This window comes from Arthrobacter sp. P1_B3 (genome assembly GCF_056406615.1).
In genome coordinates, this window is record NZ_JBFTZV010000009.1 from 125964 (window position 1) to 149428 (window position 23465).

Here is a 23465-nt window from a genome sequence, read left to right on the forward strand (position 1 = left end):
TGCCTTAGCTTTCAGTGGAGGATGCTGCCTGGCCGGCAAGGGAGGTGACGAGCTCCTGGAGCTGCTTCACACCCGCAGAGCGGTCGGTCAGGTGCAGCCGGAGGACCGGGCGGCCGTGCTCGGAGAGGACCTGGGCATCGCCTGCGGCCTGCGCCGAGATCAGCTCGCCGAACGTAAAAGGCCGGTCCGGGATGGCGAGGTCCGTCGCGGAAGCGGCCGTGACCTGCAGGAAGACGCCGATCGCGGGTCCGCCCTTGTGGAACTGGCCGGTGGAGTGCAGGAACCGCGGGCCCCAGCCGAACGTGACAGGGCGCCCGCTGACAGCAGCCAGTTCGTCCCGGACACCTTCGAGGCTGGCGTACGCGAGCCGGTCGAAATAGGCCTGGACGCTGAGGTAGCTGTCCGGGCCAAGTTCGGCCAGCAGGGCGCTGACGGCTTCTTCCGCGGTGGCGGTGTCGGCGACCCACTCACCGCCACGGACCTCGATGGCGCCGTCGGTGAAGTTCGCCGGCGTCGGCTCGGGCTGTGCGTCCAGCAGGCCGCGCGCGGCGATCTTGGCTGCCTCGACGTCGGGCTGGTCGAACGGGTTGATGCCCAGCAGGCGGCCCGCCACGGCGGTGGCGAACTCCCACACCATCATCTGGGTGGGCAGGCCACCGGCAATGGCGACCTCGTTCTCGCCGAGCTGCACGTCGGCATCCGCCGCGACGAGCCGGACGACGAGGACATCGGCAGCGCCGAGGGTGGCTTCCGGGGAGGCAGGACCAGCGACGACCGGCAACACGCCGGTGCCAAGCTTGCCGGTGGATTCGGCGATGAGCTGTTCGGCCCAGTCGGCGAAGCCCACGATCCCGGACCCGTCCTCCGCGATGACGATCTTGTTGCGCAGCGGGTTGGTGCCGCCCAGGGCGGTGCCCAGGGCGAGGCCGATGTTGTCCTCCGAGTCCTCATTGAGGACCTCGGCGGCTTCTTCCGCTTCATCCAGGAAAGCCTGGATGTCCACTCCGGCCAGCCCGCAGGGGACCAGCCCGAAGGCCGTCAGGGCCGAGAAACGGCCACCGACGTTGGGATCGGCGTTGAAGACGGCGCGGTAGCCGGCCTCCCTGGAAGCCTTGTCCAGCGGCGAACCCGGGTCGGTGACGATGACGATGCGGCTCTTCGCGTCGACGCCGGCATCCGTGAACGCCTGCTCGAAGATCCGGCGCTGGGAATCAGTTTCCACGGTGGAGCCGGACTTGGACGAGACGACGATGGCCGTTTCGGCCAGACGGTCCGCCAATGCGGCACTGACCTGTTCCGGGTCGGTGCTGTCAAGAACAGTCAGCTCGACGCCAGCGGTGCCCGCGATGACTTCAGGCGCCAGCGAGGAGCCGCCCATGCCGCAGAGGACGATCCGCGTAACGCCCTCGGCCTTCAGCGCATCGCGGAGTTCCAGAATGTCGCTGACCAGTGGCTGGGAGACGGCAGCCGCCTCGACCCAGCCCAACCGGACAGCCGATTCCTGCTCTGCGTCCGGACCCCACAGGGTGTGGTCCTTCGAGAAGATCCGGGTGGCGATGCGGTCCTCCAGCAGTGCCGGAAGGTGCTGCTCATGTGCCTGGCGGGCTGCGCCGGTGGCGTCGTAGCTGAGTGTGCTCATGATGGGTTAGGAAGCCTTCCGTGCAGAGGCCAGGGCGTCTTCGACGTCACCCAGCAGTTCCTTCCAGCTGGCCACGAACTTGTCCAGGCCTTCTGATTCGAGCAGGGCGACGACGTCGTTGTACGAAATCCCGAGCGCGTCGAGAGAGTTCAGTGTGGCGTTGGCGTCGTCGTAGCCGCGGGTGACGGTGTCGCCCGTGACGGTGCCGTGGTCGAACGTGGCGTCGAGGGTCTTCTCCGGCATGGTGTTCACCACGCCGGGGGCGACAAGTTCCGTGACGTACAGGGTGTCCGGGTAAGCCGGGTCCTTCACGCCGGTGGAGGCCCAGAGCGGGCGCTGCGGCAGGGCGCCGGCCTCGGCCAGGAGGGCCCAGCGTTCGGTGGAGAAGAGCTCTTCGTAGACCTGGTAGGCCAGGCGGGCGTTGGCCAGGCCGGCCTTGCCCTTGAGTGCCTTGGCTTCGTCGGTGCCGATGGCGTTGAGGCGCTTGTCGATTTCGGCATCGACGCGGGAGACGAAGAAGGACGCGACCGAGTGGATCTTCGACAGGTCGTGGCCGTTGTCCTTGGCCTGCTCGAGGCCGGACTGGAAGGCGTTGATCACGGCGCGGTAGCGTTCCAGCGAGAAGATCAGGGTCACGTTGACGCTGATGCCCTCGGCCAGGGTGGCCGTGATGGCCTCGAGGCCTTCGAGGGTTGCCGGGATCTTGATCAGGACGTTGTCCTTGTTGACCTTCTTGTAGAGGTGCTTCGCTTCGGCGATGGTGCCGGCGGTGTCCCAGGCCAGGCGGGGGTCCACCTCGATGGAGACGCGGCCGTCGACACCCTTGGAAGCCGCGGCGACGGGGGCGAACAGGTCGCAGGCGTCGGCCACGTCGGTGGTGGTGATTTCGAAGACGGTCTCTTCAACGGTGGCGCCGGCGGCGGCCTGTGCGGCGATGACGGCGTCGTAGTCGTGGCCGGTGGTGATGGCGGCGTGGAAGATGGACGGGTTGGTGGTGACGCCAACGACGTTCTTCTCTTCGATGAGCTTGCGCAGCGTGCCGGTCTTCAGGCGGCCGCGGGAGAGGTCATCGAGCCAGATCGAGACGCCGGCGTCGGAGAGCTGCTGTGTGGGGGTAGTCATTTCATAACTCCTGGAAATCATGGGTTCCGGGGGCACAGGTCCCCCGGAACCGTGGGGTTGGATCAGTTTGTGAGGCCGGCCAGGGATTCCTTGGCGGCGGCAGCGACTGCTTCTGCCGTAATGCCGAATTCCTGGAAGAGGCGCTTGTAGTCAGCGGACGCGCCGAAGTGCTCGAGGGAGATGGAACGGCCGGCGTCGCCGACGAATTCCTTCCAGCCCAGTGCCAGTCCGGCCTCGACGGAGACGCGCGCCTTCACGGCAGGGGGCAGCACGGCGTCGCGGTAGGCGGCGTCCTGCTTGTTGAACCACTCCACGCAGGGCATCGACACCACACGGGTGGGGATGCCCTCGGCCTGCAGGGTTTCGCGGGCGTTGACGGCCAGCTGGACCTCGGAGCCGGTGCCGATCAGGATGACCTGGGCTTCGACGGTGTTGCCGTCCTTGGATGCCTCGGCCAGGACGTAGCCGCCCTTTTCGACGCCGGCGGTGGAGCCGAAGGTGTCGCCGTCGGCCTGGCCCGTGCCGCGGGCGTACGTGGGGATGTTCTGCCGGGTCAGGACGATCCCGGCGGGGTTTTCGTGGTTTTCCAGCATGGCCTTCCAGGCCGCGGCGACCTCGTTCGCATCCCCGGGGCGGACGACGTCCAGGCCCGGGATGGCGCGCAGGGAGGCGAGCTGCTCGACGGGCTGGTGGGTGGGGCCGTCCTCGCCCAGGCCGATCGAGTCGTGCGTCCAGACATACAGCGACGGCACGCCCATGAGGGCGCCGAGCCGGATCGCGGGGCGCTGGTAGTCGGAGAAGATCAGGAACGTGCCGGAGAACGCCCGGGTCCGCCCGTGCAGGGAGATGCCGTTCACGATCGACGCGGCGGCGTGCTCACGGATGCCGAAGTGCAGGACCCGGCCGTAGGGGTTGCCCTTCCACGCAGCGGTGGACCGGGACGCCGGGATGAACGAGGGCGAGCCTTCGATCGTGGTGTTGTTCGACTCGGCGAGGTCGGCGGAGCCGCCCCAGAGTTCGGGCATGACCGGGCCGATCGCGTTCAGGACCTTACCGGACGCGGCCCGGGTGGAAACGTCCTTGCCTGCTTCGAAGACCGGCAGTGCGGCCTCGAACTCGCCCGGGAGCTTCTTGGCTTCGACGCGTTCCAGCAGGGCCGCGGCCTCGGGATTGCCGGCCTGCCACGCCTCGAACGAGGCCTGCCAGTCGGTGCGGGCGGCGGCACCGCGGTCCTGAACGGCCCGGGCGTGGGCCAGGACGTCCTCGTCGACCTGGAAGGCGCGTTCCGGGTCGAAGCCCAGGACCTTCTTCAGGCCGGCGACTTCCTCCGCGCCCAGGGCCGAGCCGTGGATCTTGCCGGTGTTCTGCTTCTTCGGCGCCGGGTATCCGATGATGGTCCGCAGCGAGATGATGGAGGGCTTGCCGGTTTCGGCCTTCGCGGCGAGCAGCGCGGCGTGCAGCTCGGCCACGTCCTCGACGTATTCGCCGGTCCGGGTCCAGTCGACCCGCTGGGTGTGCCAGCCGTAGGCCTCGTAGCGGGCCAGGACGTCCTCGGTGAACGCCACATCGGTGTCGTCCTCGATCGAGATGTGGTTCTCGTCGTAAATCACCACGAGGTTGCCGAGTTCCTGGTGTCCGGCGAGTGAGGACGCCTCGGAGGTCACGCCTTCCTGCAGGTCGCCGTCGGAGGCGATCACCCAGATGGTGTGGTCGAACGGGCTCGTGCCGGCGGGAGCGTCGGCGTCGAACAACCCGCGCATGCGGCGCTGGGAATATGCGAAGCCGACCGCGGAGGCCAGGCCCTGGCCCAGCGGGCCGGTGGTGATCTCCACACCCTTGGTGTGCTTGTATTCCGGGTGGCCGGGGGTCAGCGAGCCCCAGGTCCGCAGCGCCTCCAGGTCCTTCAGTTCCAGCCCGTAGCCGGAGAGGAACAGCTGGATGTAGAGGGTCAGGGACGTGTGCCCGGGGGACAGGACGAACCGGTCACGGCCCAGCCAGTCGGGGTTTGCCGGGTCATGGCGCATCAGCTTCTGGAACAACAAGTACGCGGCCGGTGCCAGACTCATTGCCGTCCCCGGGTGGCCGTTTCCGACTTTCTCCACCGCATCTGCGGCCAGCACCCGGACCGTGTCCACCGCACGCTGGTCCAAGTTAGTCCATGACAGTTCTTGCTCTTCCAAATGTGGCACGAAAACCGGGCCCCTCTCTGTGCTGACGGCCGGCGGTACGCTCTATTTCCCGCCCGGGCACAGTTCGGTGCCCGCTGCGGTTCGTACCAGCCGTTCACCATCGAAACGTTGATCTATCATTCAGACGCAGATGCAGAGCCGCCTGTACCGGCAATTGCCTGTATGCGTGCCCGTGTGCGCTGATCTAAGGACAGCCTAGTCCCATTCCACTTTGTGGTCAGCGTATATCTCACCAATTGGACGGGATTTCGCTTATATGAATCACCGTCCGCCGTTGCGCCTGTGAGCAAGCGTTAACGCGCCGGAATCATGGGCGCTGTTCGGCGGCCCGGATGCCCGGAGCTCCACGGTATGATGGGTGGTGGCCTTCGACTGGGGCAAAGATACGGGCGTGCGCCGAGCACGGAGCCCGATCTGCAGCCAAACGAGTTGCGAAATCCACCCGGGGCTGCCCAGCCAGACAGAACTGCACAGCCAGACAGAACAGAGTGACTGCCACCGTGAGCACAACTAATACGCCGCTGAACGCCTCGCCGGCCTCGGGACGAATGGGCTTCGGCCGCAAAGCCAAGGCCTACCTGGCGCTCACGAAACCCCGCGTCATCGAGCTCCTCCTCGTCAGCACGCTGCCCACCATGATCTATGCCGAACGTGGCTTCCCGTCGATCGGCCTGATCCTGGCGACGCTTGTGGGCGGGGCATTTGCGGCGGGCTCCGCAGGTGCCTTCAACTGTTACATCGACCGCGACATTGACAAGCTCATGCACCGCACGGAGAACCGGCCGCTGGTCACCGGTGAGGTCACCCCTCGCGAAGCACTCATCTTCTCCTGGCTGCTGGGCGCCGCGGCGATCGCGATCCTCTGGTTCGGGGCCAACCCGCTCTCCGCGTGGCTGGGACTCGGCGCCATCGTCTTCTACGTCGTGATCTACACCATGATCCTCAAACGTCGCACGGCCCAGAACATTGTCTGGGGCGGCGCCGCGGGGTGCTTCCCTGTCCTGATTGCCTGGGCCGCCGTCACCAACACCGTCGAGTGGCCCGCCGTCGTGCTGTTCATGGTGATCTTCCTCTGGACCCCGCCGCACTACTGGCCGCTGTCGATGCGCTACGGCGAGGACTACCGCAACGCCAACGTGCCCATGCTGGGCGCAATCGCCGGTGCAAAGGTGGTCTCGGTGCAGGTGGTCCTCTACGCGTGGGCCATGGTGGCGTGTTCGCTGCTGATGATCCCGGCCGGCGGCGCCGGCTGGGTCTACACGGTGACCGCCGTCGCGGCCGGTGGCTGGTTCCTGTACGAGTCGCACGCACTGTACAACCGCGCCCAGTCCGGCGACGTCTCCAACAAGGGAGCCATGAAGGTCTTCCACGGCTCCATCAGCTACCTGACGCTGCTCTTCATTGCCCTGGCCGTCGACCCGTTTGTCGGCTCGGCCGTCATGGGCGGCTGAGGCCTCCCCGTCCGTCTAGCCGACGCTCCCTCACCAGTGGTGGGGGAGCGTCAGCCGTATCCGGGCATGGTCCTTACGGCCAGGGGATACCCGTACGAACCGACCAGTCAACACCTGGCGAAGTAACACAGAACAGTCCCGACCCGACGAATCAACGCCGGACAGGGAGCGCAACCTCAGGGGGAGCCAGTGATCAACCGCAGCGATGTACTCCAGGCAGAGAGCCGCATCAGCGGCTACGTTCGGCGCACGCCTTTGCTTCGCGGGGGTACCGCCGCCGCTCCTCTCTGGTTCAAATGCGAGTTCCTGCAGCACACCGGCGTTTTCAAGGCCCGGGGCGCCTTCAACCGGCTCCTCGCTGCCCGGGAGCGCGGGGAACTCAACCCCGGCGTCGGGGTGGTGGCAGCGTCGGGCGGTAACGCGGGCCTCGCGAACGCCTACGCCGCGGCGGCACTCGATGTTCCGGCGACAGTGTTCGTTCCGGAGAACGCCCCGCGGGTGAAGGTGGAGCGTCTTCTCGCGTACAACGCGACGGTCCGGCAGGTCGGCGCCGAGTACGCGGAAGCCTTCGCCGCCGCCACGGAATACGTGGAAGAAAGCGGTGCCCTGTTCTGCCATGCGTACGACCAGCTCGAAATCGCCGCCGGCGCAGGCACGGTCGCCGAAGAGATCCTCCAGGACGAGCCCGGCATCGACACGATCCTCGTCGCCGTCGGCGGCGGCGGACTGTATGCAGGAGTCGCGGCAGCGGCCGAGGGCCGGGCGCGCGTCGTCGCGGTTGAACCCTTCAACATCCCCACGCTGCACGCCGCCCTAACCGCCGGCCACCCGGTCGATGTGGCCGTTTCCGGAGTCGCCGCGGATTCCCTGGGTGCCCGGCGGGTGGGCGAGATCGCCTTCAGCATCGCGTCGCGCGTCCCTCCGACCTCCGTGCTGGTGGACGACGCCGCCATTGTCGCCGCCCGGTACCAGTTGTGGAGCGACTACCGGATCCCCGCCGAATACGGCGCGGCGGCGGCGCTTGCTGCGCTCACGTCAGGGGCGTACACGCCCGGCGAAGGCGAACGCGTGGCAGTGATCGTCTGCGGCGCGAACACCGATCCTTGCACGCTGGCGAGCTCTCCCGGCGCCGGCGCCGCGGCTGCGCTGCGTACCGGCTGAACCGGCGAGCGAATTAACGCGTGAGCGGCGCCGTGCCGTTGCAGGCCGGTCAGGGCTGCGAACGTGCCTTGTCCGCGGATGTCACTCTGCCCTGTCCGGGTGCTGTCTGGGCGCGGGCGGCCGGGAAACGGCGGCGCTGCCGGCCTTCTCCTGGTCCTGCTGGTTCCGCTGGTCCCGAGCAACGTAATGCCGGTCGAAGCGGTCCCGCGCGATCCGTCCCAGCCTTTCGACTGTGTGCCAGCTGATGACCGCGATGAGCAGGGTCAACGCGATGGCCGACACCGCAACGAGCGGCGGCAGATCGGCTGTCGAGCCGCCATTGAGCCACAGAATGACGACGTAGTTCCACAGATACGCGGCGTAGGACACGGTGCCCAGCATCTGCACCGGGCGCGTCCACTTCGGCATCGCTGCCGTGCGGGAGGCGGCCAGGGCGACCAGGACGGCTGAGGCAGCCATGGCCAGCGGGCCGCCAAGGAAGATGAAAGCCGGTGTTTCGTTTGCCTTGGGGAAGAAGATCAGTCCGGCCAGGACGGCGGCGGAACCGCAGAGAGCCGCACGCCTGAAGCCGTGGCCGGTGAACCAGCTGAACACGTGGACCCTGTACAGCCGCAGGGCCGAACCGACGATCAGCCCCAAGCCCCAGGTTGTGGGCAGCGCGTAGACCAGTGAGTGGAGTTGCGGGGCCAGGGTCGCCATGGCCAGCACGCTCGCCGCCATGAAGAACAGGGCGACGGCGGCGGAGAAGCCAATCAGCCGGCCCTGGCGGTTGCGTCGCAGGGCGAGCACGAGCAGCGCGGGCCAGATCAGGTAGAACTGTTCTTCCACCGCCAGCGTCCAGAGTGGTCCGATCGCCATGCTCACGTCGAACGGCAGGGGCAGGTCTTTGAGATAGCCAAGCCCGGCGAGGACGGTGTACCCCACGATTCCCTTTGACCGGTCCCCAAGGACGTCGGTGGCCAGTTCGACGATCGCGTACACGCCCAGGAAGGAGATCAGTGCCGGCACCAGCCGGAAGGCCCTGTGCGCATAGAAACGGCCGTAGCGAATTTTTCGGTGCCGTTCGATATCCCGGACCAGCACGTTAGTGATCAAGTAACCGCTCAGCACGAAGAAGGCAATGACACCAACGATGCCGGCGCCTTGAAATATGCCCGGCCAGGAATGTCCCAGCAGGACGGCCCCAACGGCTGCCCCGCGGAGCACGTCCAGGCCGTCAAGCCGTGGGCGAGGTGCGGTTTGCTGGGCTGCCCTTGTGGGTCTTTCGCCGACTAGTAACGTCACATATCCTCCAGTGCCTCTATCTGGCCAGTTCCGATTCCAGCTGCATCAAGGCAAAACCGAGCCGTCCTACTTTCCATGAATGCGAGTGCGGCGCAGTCCTGCGCCGTATCCAAGTATCCCCGACTTCGCTGGACAAAACCTGACCCCGGCCGTCCCGGCCGCCAACCCCGCCCGGCTGCCACGCCGTCCGCGGACCGGCGATCGGCCGCATTTCCAGGCCAACGGGGCTGGGGGATACATGGCCCAGTATTCCGAAAGTTGCCCCCACCCGACAAGTGACCGGTCATTAACCAGCACTCGAATATTGGCAGAAAGTGGTCTTTCGGGGATCAGAGGTTGTGGGCCAGCAGTTCGAGCCCGATCACCAGAAGGCTCAGCACAACCTCGGCGAACATGATGGCGACCTTGTGGCGCAGCGGGATCTCGAGGCGCCGGATCGCGAGGAATCCGACGATGGCCAGCGAGACAACGAGAACGACCACCGCCCACCCGAGCGCAACAGCCGTCGTCCACAGCCCAAAGCCGGCCGCCGCCAGCAGAATCAGCGGAGTCACCAGGACGCCGAGGCCGTCCGCGCTGACGGCGATCATGTGGTGCAGTTCTTCGCCGGTGGGGAGCTTCGAATGTACGGTCAGGTGGCTGAGGAGATCGGCGACGAAAATCCCCAGCAGGGAACCGATCACCACGATGCTGAGGGTCGCCGCCGCGGCTGCGGGCGTGGTCTCGTCCGCGTGACCCCGAAGCGCCAACACCACAGCCAGGCTCGTGAAGATGATGTAGACGCGCTCTTTGAGGCTCGCCGCGCGCTGGCGGGCTGAGGGTGAAGGGGGCACGGTCGGTTCTGTCGCTTGCATCTGGGAAGGCCTTCCGGTCAGCGTCACGGGAGCGAACAAAAAAGAGCCCACTGCCGCGACGATCCATGTCCATGCCATCTCATAGTCCACCCGGAAATCCCGTCAGGGCCAGCCCCCGGGAGGTGAATGCTGTTGGGATCTTCGATGCCGCAGCGCCCGGACCGCCGCGCAGACAGCAAACGCGGAGTCACTTACGGCCCATCCATACGTTCCGGACGGGCGGTAAGTAGCCCCGCGTTGCTTAGTTGCGGCGTGTGCTGCGTCGTGTTAGTCCGCCGGGCTGTAGCGGGCGAGGTCCGCGGCGTTGGTGGCCGCGCTCATCAGTAGCGCCGCCGCCAGCATGTGCGCGCCGACGAGGAGCGCCGGGATGCCGTTGTAGTACTGCGTGAAGCCGATGACGGCCTGCAGCACCGTGACGCCCAGGAGCATGAACACCGCGGAGCGGAACGGCCCCTGGATCCGCCCGCGGATCACAAGGAACACCGCAAACAGCGCGCCGGCGGTCACCAGGTAGGCGGGCACTGCGTGGATGTGCGCGAAGAGGTCCCAGTCGAGATTATTGCGCGGGGCGTTCGCGTCGCCGGCGTGCGGGCCCGCTCCGGTCACCACCACACCGAGGCAGACGGCGACGGCGGAGAGAAGCGCGACGGCGGTCATCACCGGGCGCGCCGCGCCCGGCAGGGCGGGAAGCTGCACGGTCCTGGCCTGGCCGGTTCGGCCGTAGGCCCGGTTCACCAGCAGGGTCGCGAGGACCACGAGCGCCATGGAAACGAGGAAATGCAGGCCCACGACCCACGGGTTGAGCCCGGTCAGCACCGTGATGCCGCCGATGACGGCCTGGGCCGGGATGCTGGCGAGCAGGCCGAGGGCCAGCAGGAAGAGGTCGCGGCGCTCCTTGCGGAGGTTCCACAGGTAGACGAGCATCATCACCGCGATGGCCGCCAGCGCGAACGTCAGGAGCCGGTTGCCGAATTCAATGATTCCGTGGAATCCCATCTCCGGGGTGGTCGCCAGGGAGGCCTCCGTGCAGCGCGGCCAGGTGGGGCAGCCAAGGCCCGAGGCGGTCAGCCGTACGGCTCCGCCGGTCACCACCAGCACGATCTGGCCGATGAGGGACAACACAGCCAGCCGCCTGACCGTCTTGTCCACGCTGACGGGCAGCCGGGAGGTGATTCCGGAGACGATCCGGGGAGTTCGTGACGCCGTGCTCACAGTTTTCTCAATTCCACTTGAACCAACGGGTTGCTGCGCCGCCGGCGATCGCCGTCCAGAGCAGCAGGACAAGCACGGAAGCACCATTGACGCTGCCGTACAGGAAAGCATCCCTCAGCGCCTGGCCCAGCGCGCCGGAGGGGAGGAAGTGCACCACGGCCTGCGCCAGCGCAGGGAGCCGTTCGGCCGGGATGACGATCCCGCCCAGGGCGCCGAGGAGGATCCAGAGAAGGTTGGTGATGGCCAGGGTTGCCTCCGGCCGGACCGTCCCGGCGACCAGGAGCCCGAGTGCCGTGAAGGCGGCGGCCCCGAGGACCAGGATGGCCAACCCGGGCAGCCAGCCCGCGGGGTTGGGCTGCCAGCCGAGCAGGAGGGCCACCGCCGTCACGACCAGCACCTGCAGGAACAGCACGGCCAGGACGGCCAGGACCTTCCCCGCAATCAGTCCCGTGCGGCCCAGGGGAGTGGTGGAAAGAAAGCGCAGGACGCCGTAGCGGCGGTCGAAGCCGGTGGAGATGCCCTGCCCCGTGAAGGCAGTGGACATGGCGCATAGGGCCAGGATGCCGGGCACGGCAACGTTGATGCGGCTCGAGCCGAGTCCGTCCAGCAATGGCGTCACGGTTAGGCCGACCATGGCCAGCAGCGGCAGCACGATCGCGAGGATCAGCTGCTCGCCGTTCCTGAGCATGGTGATGGTTTCGTATTTCCCCTGCAGCAGGATGCGGCGCAGCAAGGAAGCCGGGGCGCTGCCATGGGCCGTCTGGGGCGCGCTGCCGCGTCGTGCGCTCTCCAGCGGGGCGCCACCAGTTACGCGGGTCATCGGATCTCCCTTCCGGAGATGTCCAGGAAGACGTCCTCGAGGCTGCGGGCTTCAAGGCTCAGGGAGCTGGGCATGATCCCGCGCACGGCCCACCATGCGGTGATCGCGGCGAGGTCGGCGGGTGTCAGGGCGCCGGTCGCGGCGTAGCTGCCTGCCCGCGCCTCGGTGATGTCGACGCCGTCGGGCAGCACGCCGGTGAAGTCCAGGCCGGGCTCGGTTTCGAACAGCAGGGTGCGGATGTGCTGGGATGCGTCGCCGGCGGGCAGCTGGTGCCGCAGGAGCTCGGCGACCGTTCCTTCGGCGACGTTGCGGCCGGCGTCGATGATGTAAACATAGTCCGCGAGGCGCTGGGCGTCGTCCATCAGGTGCGTCGTGAGGATGATGCCCATGCCGCTGTTGCGCAGTTCGGAGATCAGGTCGAAGACCATTTGTCGGGACTGCGGGTCCAGGCCCGCGCTCGGCTCGTCGAGGAACAGAACCTCCGGATTGCCCACCAGGGCCGCGGCCAGGGCGAGGCGCTGCTTCTGCCCACCGGACAGGCGCCGCACATTGGTGCGGCTGAACGAGTCAATCCCCAGCCGTCCGATCAGCTCATCTACCGGCCACGGGTCCTGGTACATGCCGGCAATGTGCCGCAGCAGGGGGATGGGCCGGGCTGACGGTGGCAGGCCGCCGTCCTGCAGCATGACCCCCACGCGGGCGCGAAGCCCGGCGCCAGCCGAATCCGGGTCCTGGCCCAGTAGGCTGATGGCGCCGGCAGTACGCTTTTGCAGCCCCTGGGCGCATTCAATGGTGGTGGTTTTGCCGGCGCCGTTGGCGCCGAGCAGGGCCGTGACCTGGCCGCGTTCGGCAATGAGGGAAAGGCCGCTGACCACGCGCAGCATCTTGCCGTCGAGGGTGGGCAGTGGACCAACATCCTTGACAAGCCCGTTGATGGTCAGAACGGGGGATTCGGGAGATCGCACCACAGCATTCTACGCGATGTAGTACGTCGCCTCCCCGGAGGGGCAGGGCCCGCAGGCAAGCCATGCCTTACTGGAATGCCGGAGTAAATTACGACATGATTGTGTTGTGTATTCCATGAGTTCCTCTGCGTCCGCAGCCCCGACCGGGCGCGGCACCGCGCGCGTCGGGTCCGCCCGGGCACACGTGGCGGCTGTTCCCGACGTCGTTCCCGCCGCCGGCAGCCACACCCACGACGCTGAAGAGCGCACGCGTGACCGTGTCCTGAACGCGGTGCTGGAGCATGGACCCATCAGCGCAGCCGAACTCGGCGACCTCCTGGGCTTCACCCCGGCTGCCGTGCGCCGCCACCTCGACCACCTCGCGCGCAGCGGAGTGATTGAGGTCAAGCGCGTTGCCCGCGCCGGTGCCGGCGCCGGACGGCCCGCCCGCCGCTACGTCCTGAGCTCCCAGGGCCAGTCGACCCTGGGCAACGACTATCTCGACATCGCCTCCGTCGCGCTGCGCCGCCTGGAAGAGGCGGCCGGTCCCGAGGCGGTGCGGCAGTTCGCCGTCGAGCGGTTCGCCGACATGGAGCGCCGCTACGCACCCGAGATCGAGCAGGCCGGACCGGACATCACGGCCCGCGCCCAGGCTCTCTCCGAGGCGCTGAGCCGCGACGGTTTCGTGGCCTCGGCGCAGTCGCTCGAAGCCAAGGCGCCGCTTCCGGCCGCGCTCTCCAGCGTCCAGCTCTGCCAGGGGCACTGCCCCATCCAGCACCTGGCGGCCCAGTTCCCCGTGTTCTGCGACGTGGAGACCGAAGTGTTCGCCCGGCTGGTCGGCGTCGATGTGCGCCGGCTCTCCACCCTGGCGCGCGGCGGGCACGTTTGCACCACCCACATACCTACGGGCCGTCCGGCCGCCGTCGGGACTTCCAGTCCCGCAGCCCCGGTCAACCCGGACGAAGTATCCAACCATCTCCAAGAAAGGCCGTGATGACGGACCAACTATCAGAGAAGAAGGTTGCTGGCTCTACTGTGATTTCGGAGATTCTGGAAAAGAATCCCGAGCTCCACGGAATCGGCACCTATGAATACGGCTGGGCCGACAAGAACGACGTCGGGGCCAACGCCCGCCGCGGCATCGATGAAGACGTTGTCCGCGACATTTCGGCCAAGAAGAACGAGCCGGAGTGGATGCTGGACCTCCGCCTCAAGGGCCTGAAGTACTTCGACCGCAAGCCCATGCCCACCTGGGGCGCGGACCTGTCCGGCATCGACTTCGACAACATCAAGTACTTCGTGCGCTCCACCGAGAAGCAGGCCGCAACCTGGGAAGACCTCCCCGAGGACATCCGGAACACGTACGAGAAGCTGGGCATCCCGGAAGCCGAGCGCAGCCGCCTCGTCTCCGGCGTCGCCGCCCAGTACGAGTCTGAGGTTGTCTACCACCAGATCCGCGAGGACCTGGAACAGCAGGGCGTCATCTTCCTGGACACAGACACCGCGCTGCGCGAACACCCGGAGATCTTCCAGGAGTACTTCGGCACCATCATCCCGGTGGGCGACAACAAGTTCGCCTCGCTGAACACGGCCGTCTGGTCCGGCGGATCCTTCGTGTACGTGCCCAAGGGCGTCCACGTGGACATCCCGCTGCAGGCCTACTTCCGCATCAACACGGAAAACATGGGCCAGTTCGAGCGCACGCTGATCATCGCGGACGAGGACTCCTACGTCCACTACATCGAAGGCTGCACCGCGCCGATCTACACCTCGGACTCGCTGCACTCCGCCGTCGTGGAAATCATCGTGAAGAAGGGCGCCCGCGTCCGCTACACGACCATCCAGAACTGGTCCACGAACGTGTACAACCTGGTGACCAAGCGCGCCATCTGCGAAGAGGGCGCCACGATGGAGTGGATCGATGGCAACATCGGCTCCAAGGTCACCATGAAGTACCCGGCCGTCTACCTCGTGGGCGAAGGCGCCAAGGGCGAAACCCTGTCCATCGCGTTCGCCGGCGAAGGCCAGCACCAGGACACCGGCTCCAAGATGGTCCACATCGCGCCCAACACCAAGAGCTCGATCATCTCCAAGTCCGTGGCCCGCGGCGGCGGCCGCGCTGCCTACCGCGGCCTGGTCCAGGTCCGCGAAGGCGCCAAGCACTCGGCCAACACGGTCCGCTGTGACGCCCTCCTGGTGGACACCATCAGCCGCTCGGACACCTACCCGTACATCGACATCCGCGAGGACGATGTCACCATGGGCCACGAGGCCACGGTCTCGCGCGTCAGCGAAGAGCAGCTGTTCTACCTGATGTCCCGCGGCATGCGCGAAGACGAGGCCATGGCGATGATCGTCCGCGGCTTCATCGAGCCGATTGCCCGCGAACTGCCGATGGAATACGCCCTCGAGCTAAACCGACTGATTGAACTGCAGATGGAAGGATCGGTCGGTTAATGACTGACATCACTACTGAAAAGGCCCGCATCGGCGCGCCCTCAGCCCAGCCGTTCATCAACGGTTTCACCGAGGAAGGCGAAAGCCTTTCACCCCTGAACGCAGCGGAGTCCAAAGCGCCGCTGGCCGGCGAAGCCGTCAAGCGCCACTCGCACGGCGGCGGCGTCGGCATTCCGGACAGCTCACGCGCCGGCCGCCTGACCTCCTACAAGCTGGCGGATTTCAAGCCGCTGACCGGCATGGAAGAAGACTGGCGGTTCACCCCGCTCAAGCGCCTCCGCGGCCTGCACACCGAGGTCCTGGGCGGTGCCGCGCCGGCCGTGAGCATCACCGCTCCGGACAGCGTCAGGGTTGAGACCGTCGGCCGCGACGACCGCCGGATCGGCTCCGCCGCCATCCCCGAGGACCGCGTCTCCGCGAACGCCTGGGAGAACTTCGCCGAGGCTACCGTCATCACCGTCCCGTCCGAGGTCCAGGTGGACGGCGAGGTCAGCGTCCTGCTGACCGGGCAGGGCACCGAGGCTTCCGCACAGCACATCGTGATCGTCGCGGAAAAGTTCTCCAAGTCGGTCGTCGTCCTGGACCACCAGGGCACCGCCGTCGTCTCGGAAAACGTCGAAATCCTCGTTGAGGACGGCGCGCAGTTGACCGTCATCTCGCTCCAGGAATGGAACGACGACGCCGTGCACGCCTCCTCCCAGCAGGTCAAGCTCGGCCGCGACGCCAAATTCAAGCACATTGTTGTCAGCCTCGGTGGCGACCTCGTGCGCGTCACGCCCTCGGCCCGCTTCACCGCCCCGGGCGCCGAAGTGGAACTGTTTGGCCTGTACTTCGCCGACGCCGGCCAGCACCTCGAGCAGCGCCTGTTCGTGGACCACGCCGTGGCCAACTGCAAGTCCAACGTCCTGTACAAGGGCGCCCTGCAGGGCCGTAACGCGCACACCGTGTGGGTGGGTGACGTTCTGATCCGCAAGGAAGCAGAAGGCACCGACACCTACGAGGCCAACCGCAACCTGGTCCTGACCGACGGTGCCCGCGCCGATTCCGTGCCGAACCTTGAGATCGAAACCGGCCTGATCGCCGGCGCCGGACACGCCAGCGCCACCGGACGGTTCGACGACCAGCACTTGTTCTACCTGATGGCCCGTGGCATCCCTGAAGACGTGGCCCGCCGCCTGGTGGTTCGCGGGTTCCTGAACGAGATCATCCAGAAGATCAACGTTCCGGCCATCGAAGAGCGCCTCACGGAAGCCGTCGAGCGCGAACTCGCGGCAACGAACCACTAGTGCGCAGCACTAGAGAACACGGAACACATCAATGACTGAACAGCCAAAGGGCGAGCTAGTCTGCAACGCCAGCGAGATCCAACTCAAGCAGGCGCTGCGGATCCTGATCGACGACTACCCCGTAGCGATCGTGAAGGACTCGATGGGGGAGATCCACGCGATCGGCGACACCTGCTCGCACGCGGACATCTCTCTCTCCGAAGGAGAGGTTGAAGGCTGCAAGATCGAGTGCTGGGGCCACGGTTCCCAGTTCGACCTGCGCACCGGCGAGCCGCTCCAGCTGCCAGCCTATGATCCTGTTCCCGTGTTCGCCGTGACCGTCCTGGATGACGAGGTCTATGTGGACTTCACCAACGTCCTGAACGGCGCCGAGGCTCCAAACTTCAGCTAGCTGCCTGCAGCCGGCAACTCGCACAAGAAAACTTATCGCCAAGAAAACGCACAGTGCCGGAGGGCACGGTGCAGAGGAGAACAAGACATATGTCGACTCTTGAGATCAAGGACCTGCACGTCAGCATTGACACCGAGCAGGGCACCAAGGAAATCCTGAAGGGCGTCAGCCTGACCATCAGGACCGGCGAGACGCATGCCATCATGGGCCCGAACGGTTCCGGCAAGTCCACGCTGGCATCCACCATCGCCGGGCACCCGCGTTACAACGTCACCTCCGGCACCATCACGCTCGACGGTGAGGACGTCCTCGCGATGACCGTTGACGAGCGCGCCCGCGCCGGCCTGTTCCTTGCCATGCAGTACCCGGTGGAGGTCCCGGGCGTCAGCATGACCAACTTCCTGCGCACCGCCAAGACCGCGATCGACGGCGAAGCGCCCAAGCTGCGCACCTGGACCAAGGACGTCAAAGAGGCCATGGCGCAGCTGCGCATCGACGCCGACTTCACCCAGCGCAACGTCAACGAAGGCTTCTCCGGCGGCGAGAAGAAGCGCGTCGAGATCCTCCAGCTGGAGCTCTTCAAGCCGAAGTTCGCCATCCTCGACGAGACCGACTCCGGCCTTGACGTCGATGCGCTGAAGGTTGTCTCCGAGGGCGTCAACCGCGCCCACGGCGAAGGCAACATGGGCACCCTGCTCATCACGCACTACACCCGGATCCTGCGATACATCAAGCCGGACTTCGTGCACGTGTTCGTCGATGGCCAGGTTGTGGAAGAGGGCGGCCCGGAGCTCGCCGACCGCCTCGAAGACGAAGGCTACGACCGCTACGCCACCGGCGCAGGGGCGGCCACCATCGCTGCCGCCTCGGCTGCAGCCCAGGCGTAGTTAGGACTCCGCGATGACCGAACTCAATGTGGCCCGCACGGGCCTCGAGGATGTCGAAGAGGCGCTCAAGGATGTGATCGACCCGGAACTCGGGGTCAACATCGTTGATCTGGGCCTGCTGTACGGTCTGAAGTACTCAGACGACGACGGCGCCCTGCTGATCGACATGACGCTCACCACCGCCGCCTGCCCGCTCACCGATGTCATCGAGGAGCAGGTCGGCAAGGCCCTGGACGGGGTCGTCGATGAATGGCGGCTCAACTGGGTGTGGATGCCGCCATGGGGTCCGGAACGGATCACCGAGGACGGCCGCGACCAGATGCGCGCCCTGGGCTTCAACATCTAGGTCCCCACCGCCTCCCTAGCCTCGCTTCGCTCGGCCAGGGAACCCTCGGCGGCGGAGGCCCCTAATTACGACGACGGCGGCCCCACCTCACCGAGGCGGGGCCGCCGTCGTCGTCCTATCCGGCGTTCCCTGATGGCCGTTCCCTTATCGCCCCGGCGGTGGTCTGATAAAGACAACCAATCCACAGGGCCGCAGGCTTTGGACCGGGCACACTGTCGAACAGGAGGCACACCGGAATGGATGCCACCCCACCACCACGGCCGTCCGGTGCGGGCGGGGACTTTGTGGTTGTTGAGGACAGCGGCGAGTTCTCCTACTACGGCTCCCGGGATGCCCTCCTGGCCGACTTTGAATATGTCGGCGAGGCTCCGTGCATCATTGACCGCAGCGCCACCACGTACCGGCTCGAGCTGGACGAGAACCGCCACCTGCGCATGGGGCCGCCCCTGGGATCCGTGGAATTCCATTGGCTTCGCCAAGCCCTGGCCGATGCCCGCGACGTTCATCCGGAGGGGCACCGGCTGCAACGCGCCGACACGGCCGGACTCCCCGGGCTCGTGGCTGGACTGTTCGAGACCCTGCAGCTGGAACGCGGAACGGATGCTGAGCTGGGGCTTTGGAGCCTGGACATCGACGGGCTAGCGACGCGGCGCAACGCACTGGCCGACGTCGACCGCCTCCTGGCCGGGAACGACCGGCTGGAAGCAGTCCTGGTGACCGACCCGTTCGGGCACGAGTACCGCCCGGTTTGGCACCCGAAGCACCGGCACCTGGGCCACGCCGGATTCCTCAGCTACGTCGAAGTCCCGATCCGGCGCTGGCCGCGGCGCGGATGAGGCCCCGGCGGAGGGGCCGGGGCTTTGGTACTGCAGGGGTGGGACTACGGGGTTGCCACCGCAAACGTGTCGCACTTGTTGATGTCCCCGGTGGTGTAGCCCTGGTAGAACCACTTCTGCCGCTGGGCGCTTGACCCGTGGGTCCATGCCTCAGGTGAAACGCGGCCCGTGGCGGCCTTCTGGATGCGGTCGTCGCCCACGGCCGAGGCAGCCGACAGGGCATCCCGGATGTCCTGGTCCGTGAAGGGTTCGAGGTAGGGCTGGCCGGTCTTGGGGTCCGGCTGCGTCGTCGCGTAGTGGGCCCACAGCCCCGCGTAGCAGTCGGCCTGCAGCTCAACCCGGACACCCCCGGAGCCGGGGCCCTGGGGATCCTGCTGAGCACGGTCGAGGTCTCCGAGCACGTTCTGGATGTGGTGGCCGAATTCGTGGGCCACCACATACTCCTGGGCCAGCGGCCCGCCGGACGAGCCGAACCGGTCCACGAGCTCCTGGAAGAAGCCGGGGTCGAAGTACGCCGTCGTGTCGACGGGGCAGTAGAACGGTCCTACGTCAGAGGTGGCGGCGCCACAGCCCGTATTGGTTCCGCCGGTGAAGATTACGGCGTCGGGCCGCGGGTATTTCGTGTTGTACTGGGCCAGATAAGCCGGCCAGAACGCGTTCAGGCTGTTGACCGTGCCGGTAATCCTGCAGTCGAGGCGGGCGTCGGCGTCGGCGCCGGTCTGGCAGGCGGGGGCAGAGCCTTGGCTCTGCGACTGGGGATCCTGGACGGTGCCGGCCAGGCCCTCGAGAAGCTGGGGATTGATGCCGAAGAGGGCTGCCAGCAGCAGGATGATGCCGCCGCCGATCCCGCCGCCAATCATAGGGCCGCGGCCCATTCCGCGGCGATCCTGGACCTGTGACGGATCCAGCGGGGCGTTGTCGTTAAAGCTCATGGAGTCACAATATCCCGCACAAGCCGCTGGGGCGTCCGGCACCGGTAAAGTTGGTTCGATGCCTTTTCTCGACAGACTCCAGCGCTGGGCCGACGACCGTCCCGACGAAACAGCCGTCGTCGTGGCCGGAGAGCACCTCAGCTGGTCCGGTCTGCGGGACCAGGCAGCGGCGCTGGTGCAAACGGCGCCTGCCATCACCGTGCTCTCCGAACAAAATTCAACCCGCTTCGCCGTAGCGTTCGCGGCGGCCGTCGCTGGTCAGCGGCAGTGCGCCGTGTTGGACCCCGCCTGGCCGCAGCAACTGCAGGACGGCATCACCGCCCGCATCTCCGGGATGGAAACGGGGCTTCCGGATCCGGGCCGTGGGGATCCCGGCCGTGCGGATCCGGGCTCGGCGCTGCCGGCGTGGCAGGGGACCGGGCTGGGCACTGGGCTTGTTGACGGGCCGGCAGACACCTCGTTCCTGATCGGCCTGACCTCCGGCACCACCTCGGTGCCCAAGGCGTTCACCCGCTCGCGGCGGTCCTGGCAGGAGTCCTTCGAGGCCTCCATTGAATTCTTCGGGTTGACGCAGGACGACAAAACTCTGGCCCCCGGCCCGCTCGCGGCAAGCCTGAACCTCTATGCCCTCGCCGAATGCCTGTACGCCGGCGCGGAGTTCCACAGCCTGGACCATTTCGACGTCGGCGCCGCCCACGCTGCCGTCAGCCACGACGGCATCACCCGCCTGGTCCTGGTGCCCACCATGCTCCGGCTGCTCAGCGAACGCGGCCTGGCCGGCGGGGTCGATGCCTCCGGCGTCCGCAGCATCATCTGCGCCGGTTCCAAGCTGGACGCCCGGACACTGGAAGCGGCCCGTCGCTGGGCACCCAACGCCACCATTTTCGAATACTACGGCGCGTCCGAACTCAGCTTCGTCTCGGGCGCCGGGCTGCGTCCGGGTGACCCCGCTGAGCCGGGCGGGACCGGCATTGGGAAGCCGTTTCCCGGCGTCGACATCCGCATCCTGAACGATCGCGGCACCGAACTCCCCGACGGCAGCGATGGCAACATCTGCGTCCGCAGCGGCATGGTCAGCAACGGCTACCTGTGGGGTGACGACGGCCAGGCGCTGCGCTGTTTCGACGGCTGGTACACCGTGGGCGACCAGGGGTACCTCTCCGGCGGGACCCTGCACATGCTGGGCCGTCGCTCCGACATGATCATCACCGCCGCCACTAACGTCTACCCGCACGAGGTCGAGATGGCGCTGGCCTCCGTCCCCGGCGTCGCGGCGGCCGTGGCAGCAGGCATGACCGATGATCTTCGCGGCCAGCGCGTCGTGGCCGGCGTGGTGCCCTCGCACGGGGCGGTCACCGCCATGCAGCTGAGGTCCGGGATCGACGACGTGCTGGCACGGAACAAGCGCCCCCTGGAGTACTTCGCGCTGACGGAGCTGCCCCTGACGGACCGGGGCAAGATCAGCCGGCAGCTGCTGCTCGACTGGATAGCCCGGAACGATCCCAGGATCCGGCGCCTTGGCTGAGCCGCGCGCGGGCACGGGGCCGGCTCCGCTCGGGCTGCCCTTCCCCGGACCGTCATTGCCCCGGCGGCTGCCGGAGGACCGGCAGCCGGTGATCATCGCCGCGCGCCGTACGCCGCTCTGCCGGGCCAACGGGGCCCTGAAGAAGCTGCGCGCCCACGAACTCCTGGCTCCGGTGCTCCGCAGCCTGCTCGCCGATGCCGGCGCCGGCACCGCCCCGGAGTCCGTGACCGACGTCGTGATCGGCAACGCCGTGGGCGGCGGCGGAAACGTGGCCCGGCTCGCCGCGCTGGAGGCCGGCCTTCCCGTCACCGTCCCCGGCGTGACGGTGGACCGGCAATGCGGCTCCGGTCTGGACGCGATCGTCCTGGCCTCCCGGCTGGTCGCGGCGGGCGGCGGCGGACTGTATCTTGCAGGCGGCGTGGAGAGCATCAGCACGGCTCCGCTCCGGGCCCACCGCAACGACGACGGCAGCCCGGACTATTACAGCCGGGCCCAGTTCGCACCCCTCAGCCTCGGCGATCCCGACATGGGAGTGGCGGCCGAGAACGTCGCCGCCCACTTCGGCATCAGCCGGGAACGCCAGGACGCCTTCGCGCTCCGCAGCCACCACCGTGCCCTGGCCGCCGCCGCTGCCGGAAAGTTCGGCGGCGAGATCGTGCCCCTCGCTACGGGCCCCGGGGCGGCCGCTGAAGCCGACGACGGTCCACGGCCCAACCTTGGCCCGGCCCTGATGGCCCGATTCCCGCCCGTGTTTGCCAGCGGCGGCACGGTGACGGCCGGGAACTCGTGCTTCGACGCCGACGGCGCGGCCGCCGTGGTCATTACGTCCATGGAACGTGCCCGTCAGCTGGGCGCCGCGGACGGGTTGCTGGTGCTGGGAACCGAAACCGCCGGGGTGGCGCCGCAGCTCCTGGGCATCGGCGCGGCCGCAGCAGCCGAACGGCTCCTCGCGGCACACGGACTGACGGCCGCCGACCTGGGCCTCGTGGAGTTCAATGAGGCCTTCGCCGCCCAGACGCTCGCTTGCTTTGACCAATTGGGCATCGACCCGGAACAGGCCAACCTCGACGGCGGGGCGCTGGCTCTCGGTCACGCCTATGGAGCCTCGGGTGCGGTGCTGGTCACCCGGCTGCTGGCACAGGCGCGCAGGTCCGCGGAGCCGGGCCAGCTGGCCCTGGCGATGATCAGCATCGCCGGCGGCATGGGCACGGCCGCGCTGCTGGGGTACTCGCGCCTCACCTGATCCTCCAGGGGACATGCCCATTCTTCGCCGCGCACGGTGGACATGTGGGCCACATGTCCACTGGCTGCGGGCAGGGGAGGGCATGCCCATCTGCTGGGTGCGGGCATGCCCTGCCGTGGCACCGGAGTAGGGACATGTCCGTGCCTTGTTCTGGGGACGGGACATGCCCGTTCTTGGGCGCGAGGAGCGGGCATGGCGGCCCTGTGTCCACTGGCTGCGGCCACGGGAGGGCATGTCCATTGGCCAACCCCGCGGGGCAGCCACTCCGCGGGCAACCTGATTGGGAGATGCCCATTCTTGGGTGCATGGAGCGGGCATGGCGGCCCTATGTCCATTGGCTGCGGCCACGGGAGGGCATGTCCACTGACCAACTGCACAGGGGAGCCGGGCCGCGCGAGGGCACCCGAGGGGTTAGTCCTCCGGGTCCTCCGGCTCACCCAGTCCACGGGCGGCGAGGGCTTCGCCGGTCTGCCGGGCGAAGGCCACAGTACTAATAAAGACGGGCAGCACAAGAGCCCTCGGGTTGCGTTCGAGCCCGCGGGCCCGGGCGGAGTCGCGCACGTCCATGTAGGCCCCGGCAACGAACGGGATGCTGCGGAGCATGATGGCAATGGTCAGGGCGAAGCGTTCCGGGTCCGCACCGAAGCGGCGGAACGGCCGGGCCAGGGACGCCACGCCGTCAAGGAGCGCCTGCACCGGGGTGGTGGCGGTCAGGATTGAAGCCGCGACAACGCAGATCAGGACGTTCAGTACGATCCGCGCGGCGCTCGGTGCGCCCAGCTGCCACCACTGGAACAGGCCGATCGCCACGAGCACCGGAAGGACCGGGCGCACYGCGCGAAACAGCCGGGCCGGACCCGCCCCGCTAAGCAGGAACAGCCCGCAC

Annotated in this window: 21 protein-coding genes; 11 read left to right on the forward strand and 10 right to left on the reverse strand. The window is 67.4% G+C overall.

What is annotated here, in order from left to right; all coding sequences use genetic code 11:
• Positions 1-4: 4 nt before the first annotated feature.
• The 3 genes from AC1D2F_RS12460 to tkt form a co-directional block, all read right to left on the reverse strand.
• Positions 5-1639, reverse strand: coding sequence for a glucose-6-phosphate isomerase (locus tag AC1D2F_RS12460; protein ID WP_476966839.1), 1635 nt, complete (start codon positions 1637-1639; stop codon positions 5-7).
• Between the two features lie 6 nt (positions 1640-1645).
• Entirely contained in the window at positions 1646-2761 is a 1116-nt protein-coding gene (gene tal, locus AC1D2F_RS12465; protein ID WP_476966840.1) for a transaldolase, read from the reverse strand.
• 62 nt (positions 2762-2823) lie between these two features.
• Positions 2824-4941, reverse strand: coding sequence for a transketolase (tkt, locus tag AC1D2F_RS12470; protein ID WP_476966841.1), 2118 nt, complete (start codon positions 4939-4941; stop codon positions 2824-2826).
• Positions 4942-5438: 497 nt separating this feature from the next.
• Between tkt and AC1D2F_RS12475 the strand changes: the two genes are divergently transcribed.
• Entirely contained in the window at positions 5439-6401 is a 963-nt protein-coding gene (locus tag AC1D2F_RS12475) for a heme o synthase (RefSeq protein WP_229992631.1), read from the forward strand.
• A 189-nt stretch (positions 6402-6590) separates the two neighbouring features.
• Positions 6591-7562, forward strand: coding sequence for a threonine/serine dehydratase (locus AC1D2F_RS12480; RefSeq protein WP_476966842.1), 972 nt, complete (start codon positions 6591-6593; stop codon positions 7560-7562).
• Positions 7563-7643: 81 nt separating this feature from the next.
• On the opposite strand, the gene AC1D2F_RS12485 is transcribed toward AC1D2F_RS12480, so the two are convergent.
• The 5 genes from AC1D2F_RS12485 to AC1D2F_RS12505 form a co-directional block, all read right to left on the reverse strand.
• Positions 7644-8846: an acyltransferase family protein gene (locus AC1D2F_RS12485; RefSeq protein WP_476966843.1), complete on the reverse strand. Its 1203-nt coding sequence runs from the start codon at positions 8844-8846 to the stop codon at positions 7644-7646.
• Positions 8847-9175: 329 nt separating this feature from the next.
• The gene (locus tag AC1D2F_RS12490) at positions 9176-9700 is read right to left on the reverse strand and encodes a hypothetical protein (RefSeq protein WP_229992628.1); all 525 of its coding nucleotides are present in this window, start codon (positions 9698-9700) and stop codon (positions 9176-9178) included.
• A 267-nt stretch (positions 9701-9967) separates the two neighbouring features.
• Positions 9968-10912, reverse strand: coding sequence for a COX15/CtaA family protein (locus AC1D2F_RS12495; protein ID WP_476966844.1), 945 nt, complete (start codon positions 10910-10912; stop codon positions 9968-9970).
• A gap of 7 nt (positions 10913-10919) precedes the next feature.
• Positions 10920-11732 carry an ABC transporter permease gene (locus AC1D2F_RS12500; RefSeq protein WP_476966845.1) on the reverse strand — a complete coding sequence of 271 codons (813 nt, stop codon included), beginning with the start codon at positions 11730-11732 and terminating at the stop codon, positions 10920-10922.
• Positions 11729-12697 (reverse strand): ABC transporter ATP-binding protein, encoded by a 969-nt coding sequence (locus tag AC1D2F_RS12505; RefSeq protein ID WP_229992625.1) that lies wholly within the window; start codon positions 12695-12697, stop codon positions 11729-11731. Before AC1D2F_RS12505 ends, AC1D2F_RS12500 begins: the two co-directional genes overlap by 4 nt.
• Before the next feature lie 115 nt (positions 12698-12812).
• Between AC1D2F_RS12505 and AC1D2F_RS12510 the strand changes: the two genes are divergently transcribed.
• From AC1D2F_RS12510 to AC1D2F_RS12540, 7 genes are all read left to right on the forward strand, one after another.
• The gene (locus AC1D2F_RS12510; protein WP_476966846.1) at positions 12813-13670 is read left to right on the forward strand and encodes a helix-turn-helix transcriptional regulator; all 858 of its coding nucleotides are present in this window, start codon (positions 12813-12815) and stop codon (positions 13668-13670) included.
• On the forward strand, positions 13670-15133 hold the full coding sequence (gene sufB, locus AC1D2F_RS12515) for a Fe-S cluster assembly protein SufB (RefSeq protein ID WP_229992623.1): 1464 nt from the start codon (positions 13670-13672) through the stop codon (positions 15131-15133). Before AC1D2F_RS12510 ends, sufB begins: the two co-directional genes overlap by 1 nt.
• Complete coding sequence (gene sufD, locus AC1D2F_RS12520; RefSeq protein ID WP_229992622.1) at positions 15133-16419, forward strand: Fe-S cluster assembly protein SufD; 1287 nt, start codon at positions 15133-15135, stop codon at positions 16417-16419. Before sufB ends, sufD begins: the two co-directional genes overlap by 1 nt.
• Positions 16420-16450: 31 nt before the next feature.
• Entirely contained in the window at positions 16451-16810 is a 360-nt protein-coding gene (locus tag AC1D2F_RS12525; protein WP_090577778.1) for a non-heme iron oxygenase ferredoxin subunit, read from the forward strand.
• Between the two features lie 89 nt (positions 16811-16899).
• Positions 16900-17697: a Fe-S cluster assembly ATPase SufC gene (gene sufC / locus AC1D2F_RS12530; protein ID WP_229992621.1), complete on the forward strand. Its 798-nt coding sequence runs from the start codon at positions 16900-16902 to the stop codon at positions 17695-17697.
• A gap of 13 nt (positions 17698-17710) precedes the next feature.
• Positions 17711-18043 carry a metal-sulfur cluster assembly factor gene (locus AC1D2F_RS12535; RefSeq protein ID WP_056434018.1) on the forward strand — a complete coding sequence of 111 codons (333 nt, stop codon included), beginning with the start codon at positions 17711-17713 and terminating at the stop codon, positions 18041-18043.
• A gap of 236 nt (positions 18044-18279) precedes the next feature.
• On the forward strand, positions 18280-18879 hold the full coding sequence (locus AC1D2F_RS12540; protein ID WP_476966847.1) for a hypothetical protein: 600 nt from the start codon (positions 18280-18282) through the stop codon (positions 18877-18879).
• 44 nt (positions 18880-18923) lie between these two features.
• Here AC1D2F_RS12540 and ypfJ read toward each other — a convergent pair whose 3' ends face one another.
• Entirely contained in the window at positions 18924-19811 is an 888-nt protein-coding gene (ypfJ, locus tag AC1D2F_RS12545; protein ID WP_229992619.1) for a KPN_02809 family neutral zinc metallopeptidase, read from the reverse strand.
• 58 nt (positions 19812-19869) lie between these two features.
• On the opposite strand from ypfJ, the gene AC1D2F_RS12550 reads away from it, so the two are divergent.
• Positions 19870-21336, forward strand: coding sequence for a class I adenylate-forming enzyme family protein (locus AC1D2F_RS12550; RefSeq protein ID WP_476966848.1), 1467 nt, complete (start codon positions 19870-19872; stop codon positions 21334-21336).
• A gap of 34 nt (positions 21337-21370) precedes the next feature.
• Complete coding sequence (locus tag AC1D2F_RS12555; protein WP_476966853.1) at positions 21371-22579, forward strand: thiolase family protein; 1209 nt, start codon at positions 21371-21373, stop codon at positions 22577-22579.
• 411 nt (positions 22580-22990) lie between these two features.
• Here the strand turns inward: AC1D2F_RS12555 and AC1D2F_RS12560 are convergent.
• Positions 22991-23465, reverse strand: a 475-nt coding sequence (locus tag AC1D2F_RS12560; RefSeq protein WP_476966849.1) for an energy-coupling factor transporter transmembrane component T family protein, incomplete at its 5' end; no start/stop codon positions are given.

Excerpts from the sequence above, each read along its gene's own strand:
- sufB (WP_229992623.1), top strand. The coding sequence starts at position 13,670 with ATGACGGACCAACTATCAGAGAAGAAGGTTGCTGGCTCTACTGTGATT.
- AC1D2F_RS12500 (WP_476966845.1), bottom strand. The coding sequence starts at position 11,732 with ATGACCCGCGTAACTGGTGGCGCCCCGCTGGAGAGCGCACGACGCGGC.
- AC1D2F_RS12550 (WP_476966848.1), top strand. The coding sequence starts at position 19,870 with ATGCCTTTTCTCGACAGACTCCAGCGCTGGGCCGACGACCGTCCCGAC.
- ypfJ (WP_229992619.1), bottom strand. The coding sequence starts at position 19,811 with ATGAGCTTTAACGACAACGCCCCGCTGGATCCGTCACAGGTCCAGGAT.
- tal (WP_476966840.1), bottom strand. The coding sequence starts at position 2,761 with ATGACTACCCCCACACAGCAGCTCTCCGACGCCGGCGTCTCGATCTGG.
- AC1D2F_RS12540 (WP_476966847.1), top strand. The coding sequence starts at position 18,280 with ATGGATGCCACCCCACCACCACGGCCGTCCGGTGCGGGCGGGGACTTT.
- sufD (WP_229992622.1), top strand. The coding sequence starts at position 15,133 with ATGACTGACATCACTACTGAAAAGGCCCGCATCGGCGCGCCCTCAGCC.
- AC1D2F_RS12535 (WP_056434018.1), top strand. The coding sequence starts at position 17,711 with ATGACCGAACTCAATGTGGCCCGCACGGGCCTCGAGGATGTCGAAGAG.
- AC1D2F_RS12510 (WP_476966846.1), top strand. The coding sequence starts at position 12,813 with ATGAGTTCCTCTGCGTCCGCAGCCCCGACCGGGCGCGGCACCGCGCGC.
- AC1D2F_RS12460 (WP_476966839.1), bottom strand. The coding sequence starts at position 1,639 with ATGAGCACACTCAGCTACGACGCCACCGGCGCAGCCCGCCAGGCACAT.
- AC1D2F_RS12525 (WP_090577778.1), top strand. The coding sequence starts at position 16,451 with ATGACTGAACAGCCAAAGGGCGAGCTAGTCTGCAACGCCAGCGAGATC.
- AC1D2F_RS12490 (WP_229992628.1), bottom strand. The coding sequence starts at position 9,700 with ATGCAAGCGACAGAACCGACCGTGCCCCCTTCACCCTCAGCCCGCCAG.
- sufC (WP_229992621.1), top strand. The coding sequence starts at position 16,900 with ATGTCGACTCTTGAGATCAAGGACCTGCACGTCAGCATTGACACCGAG.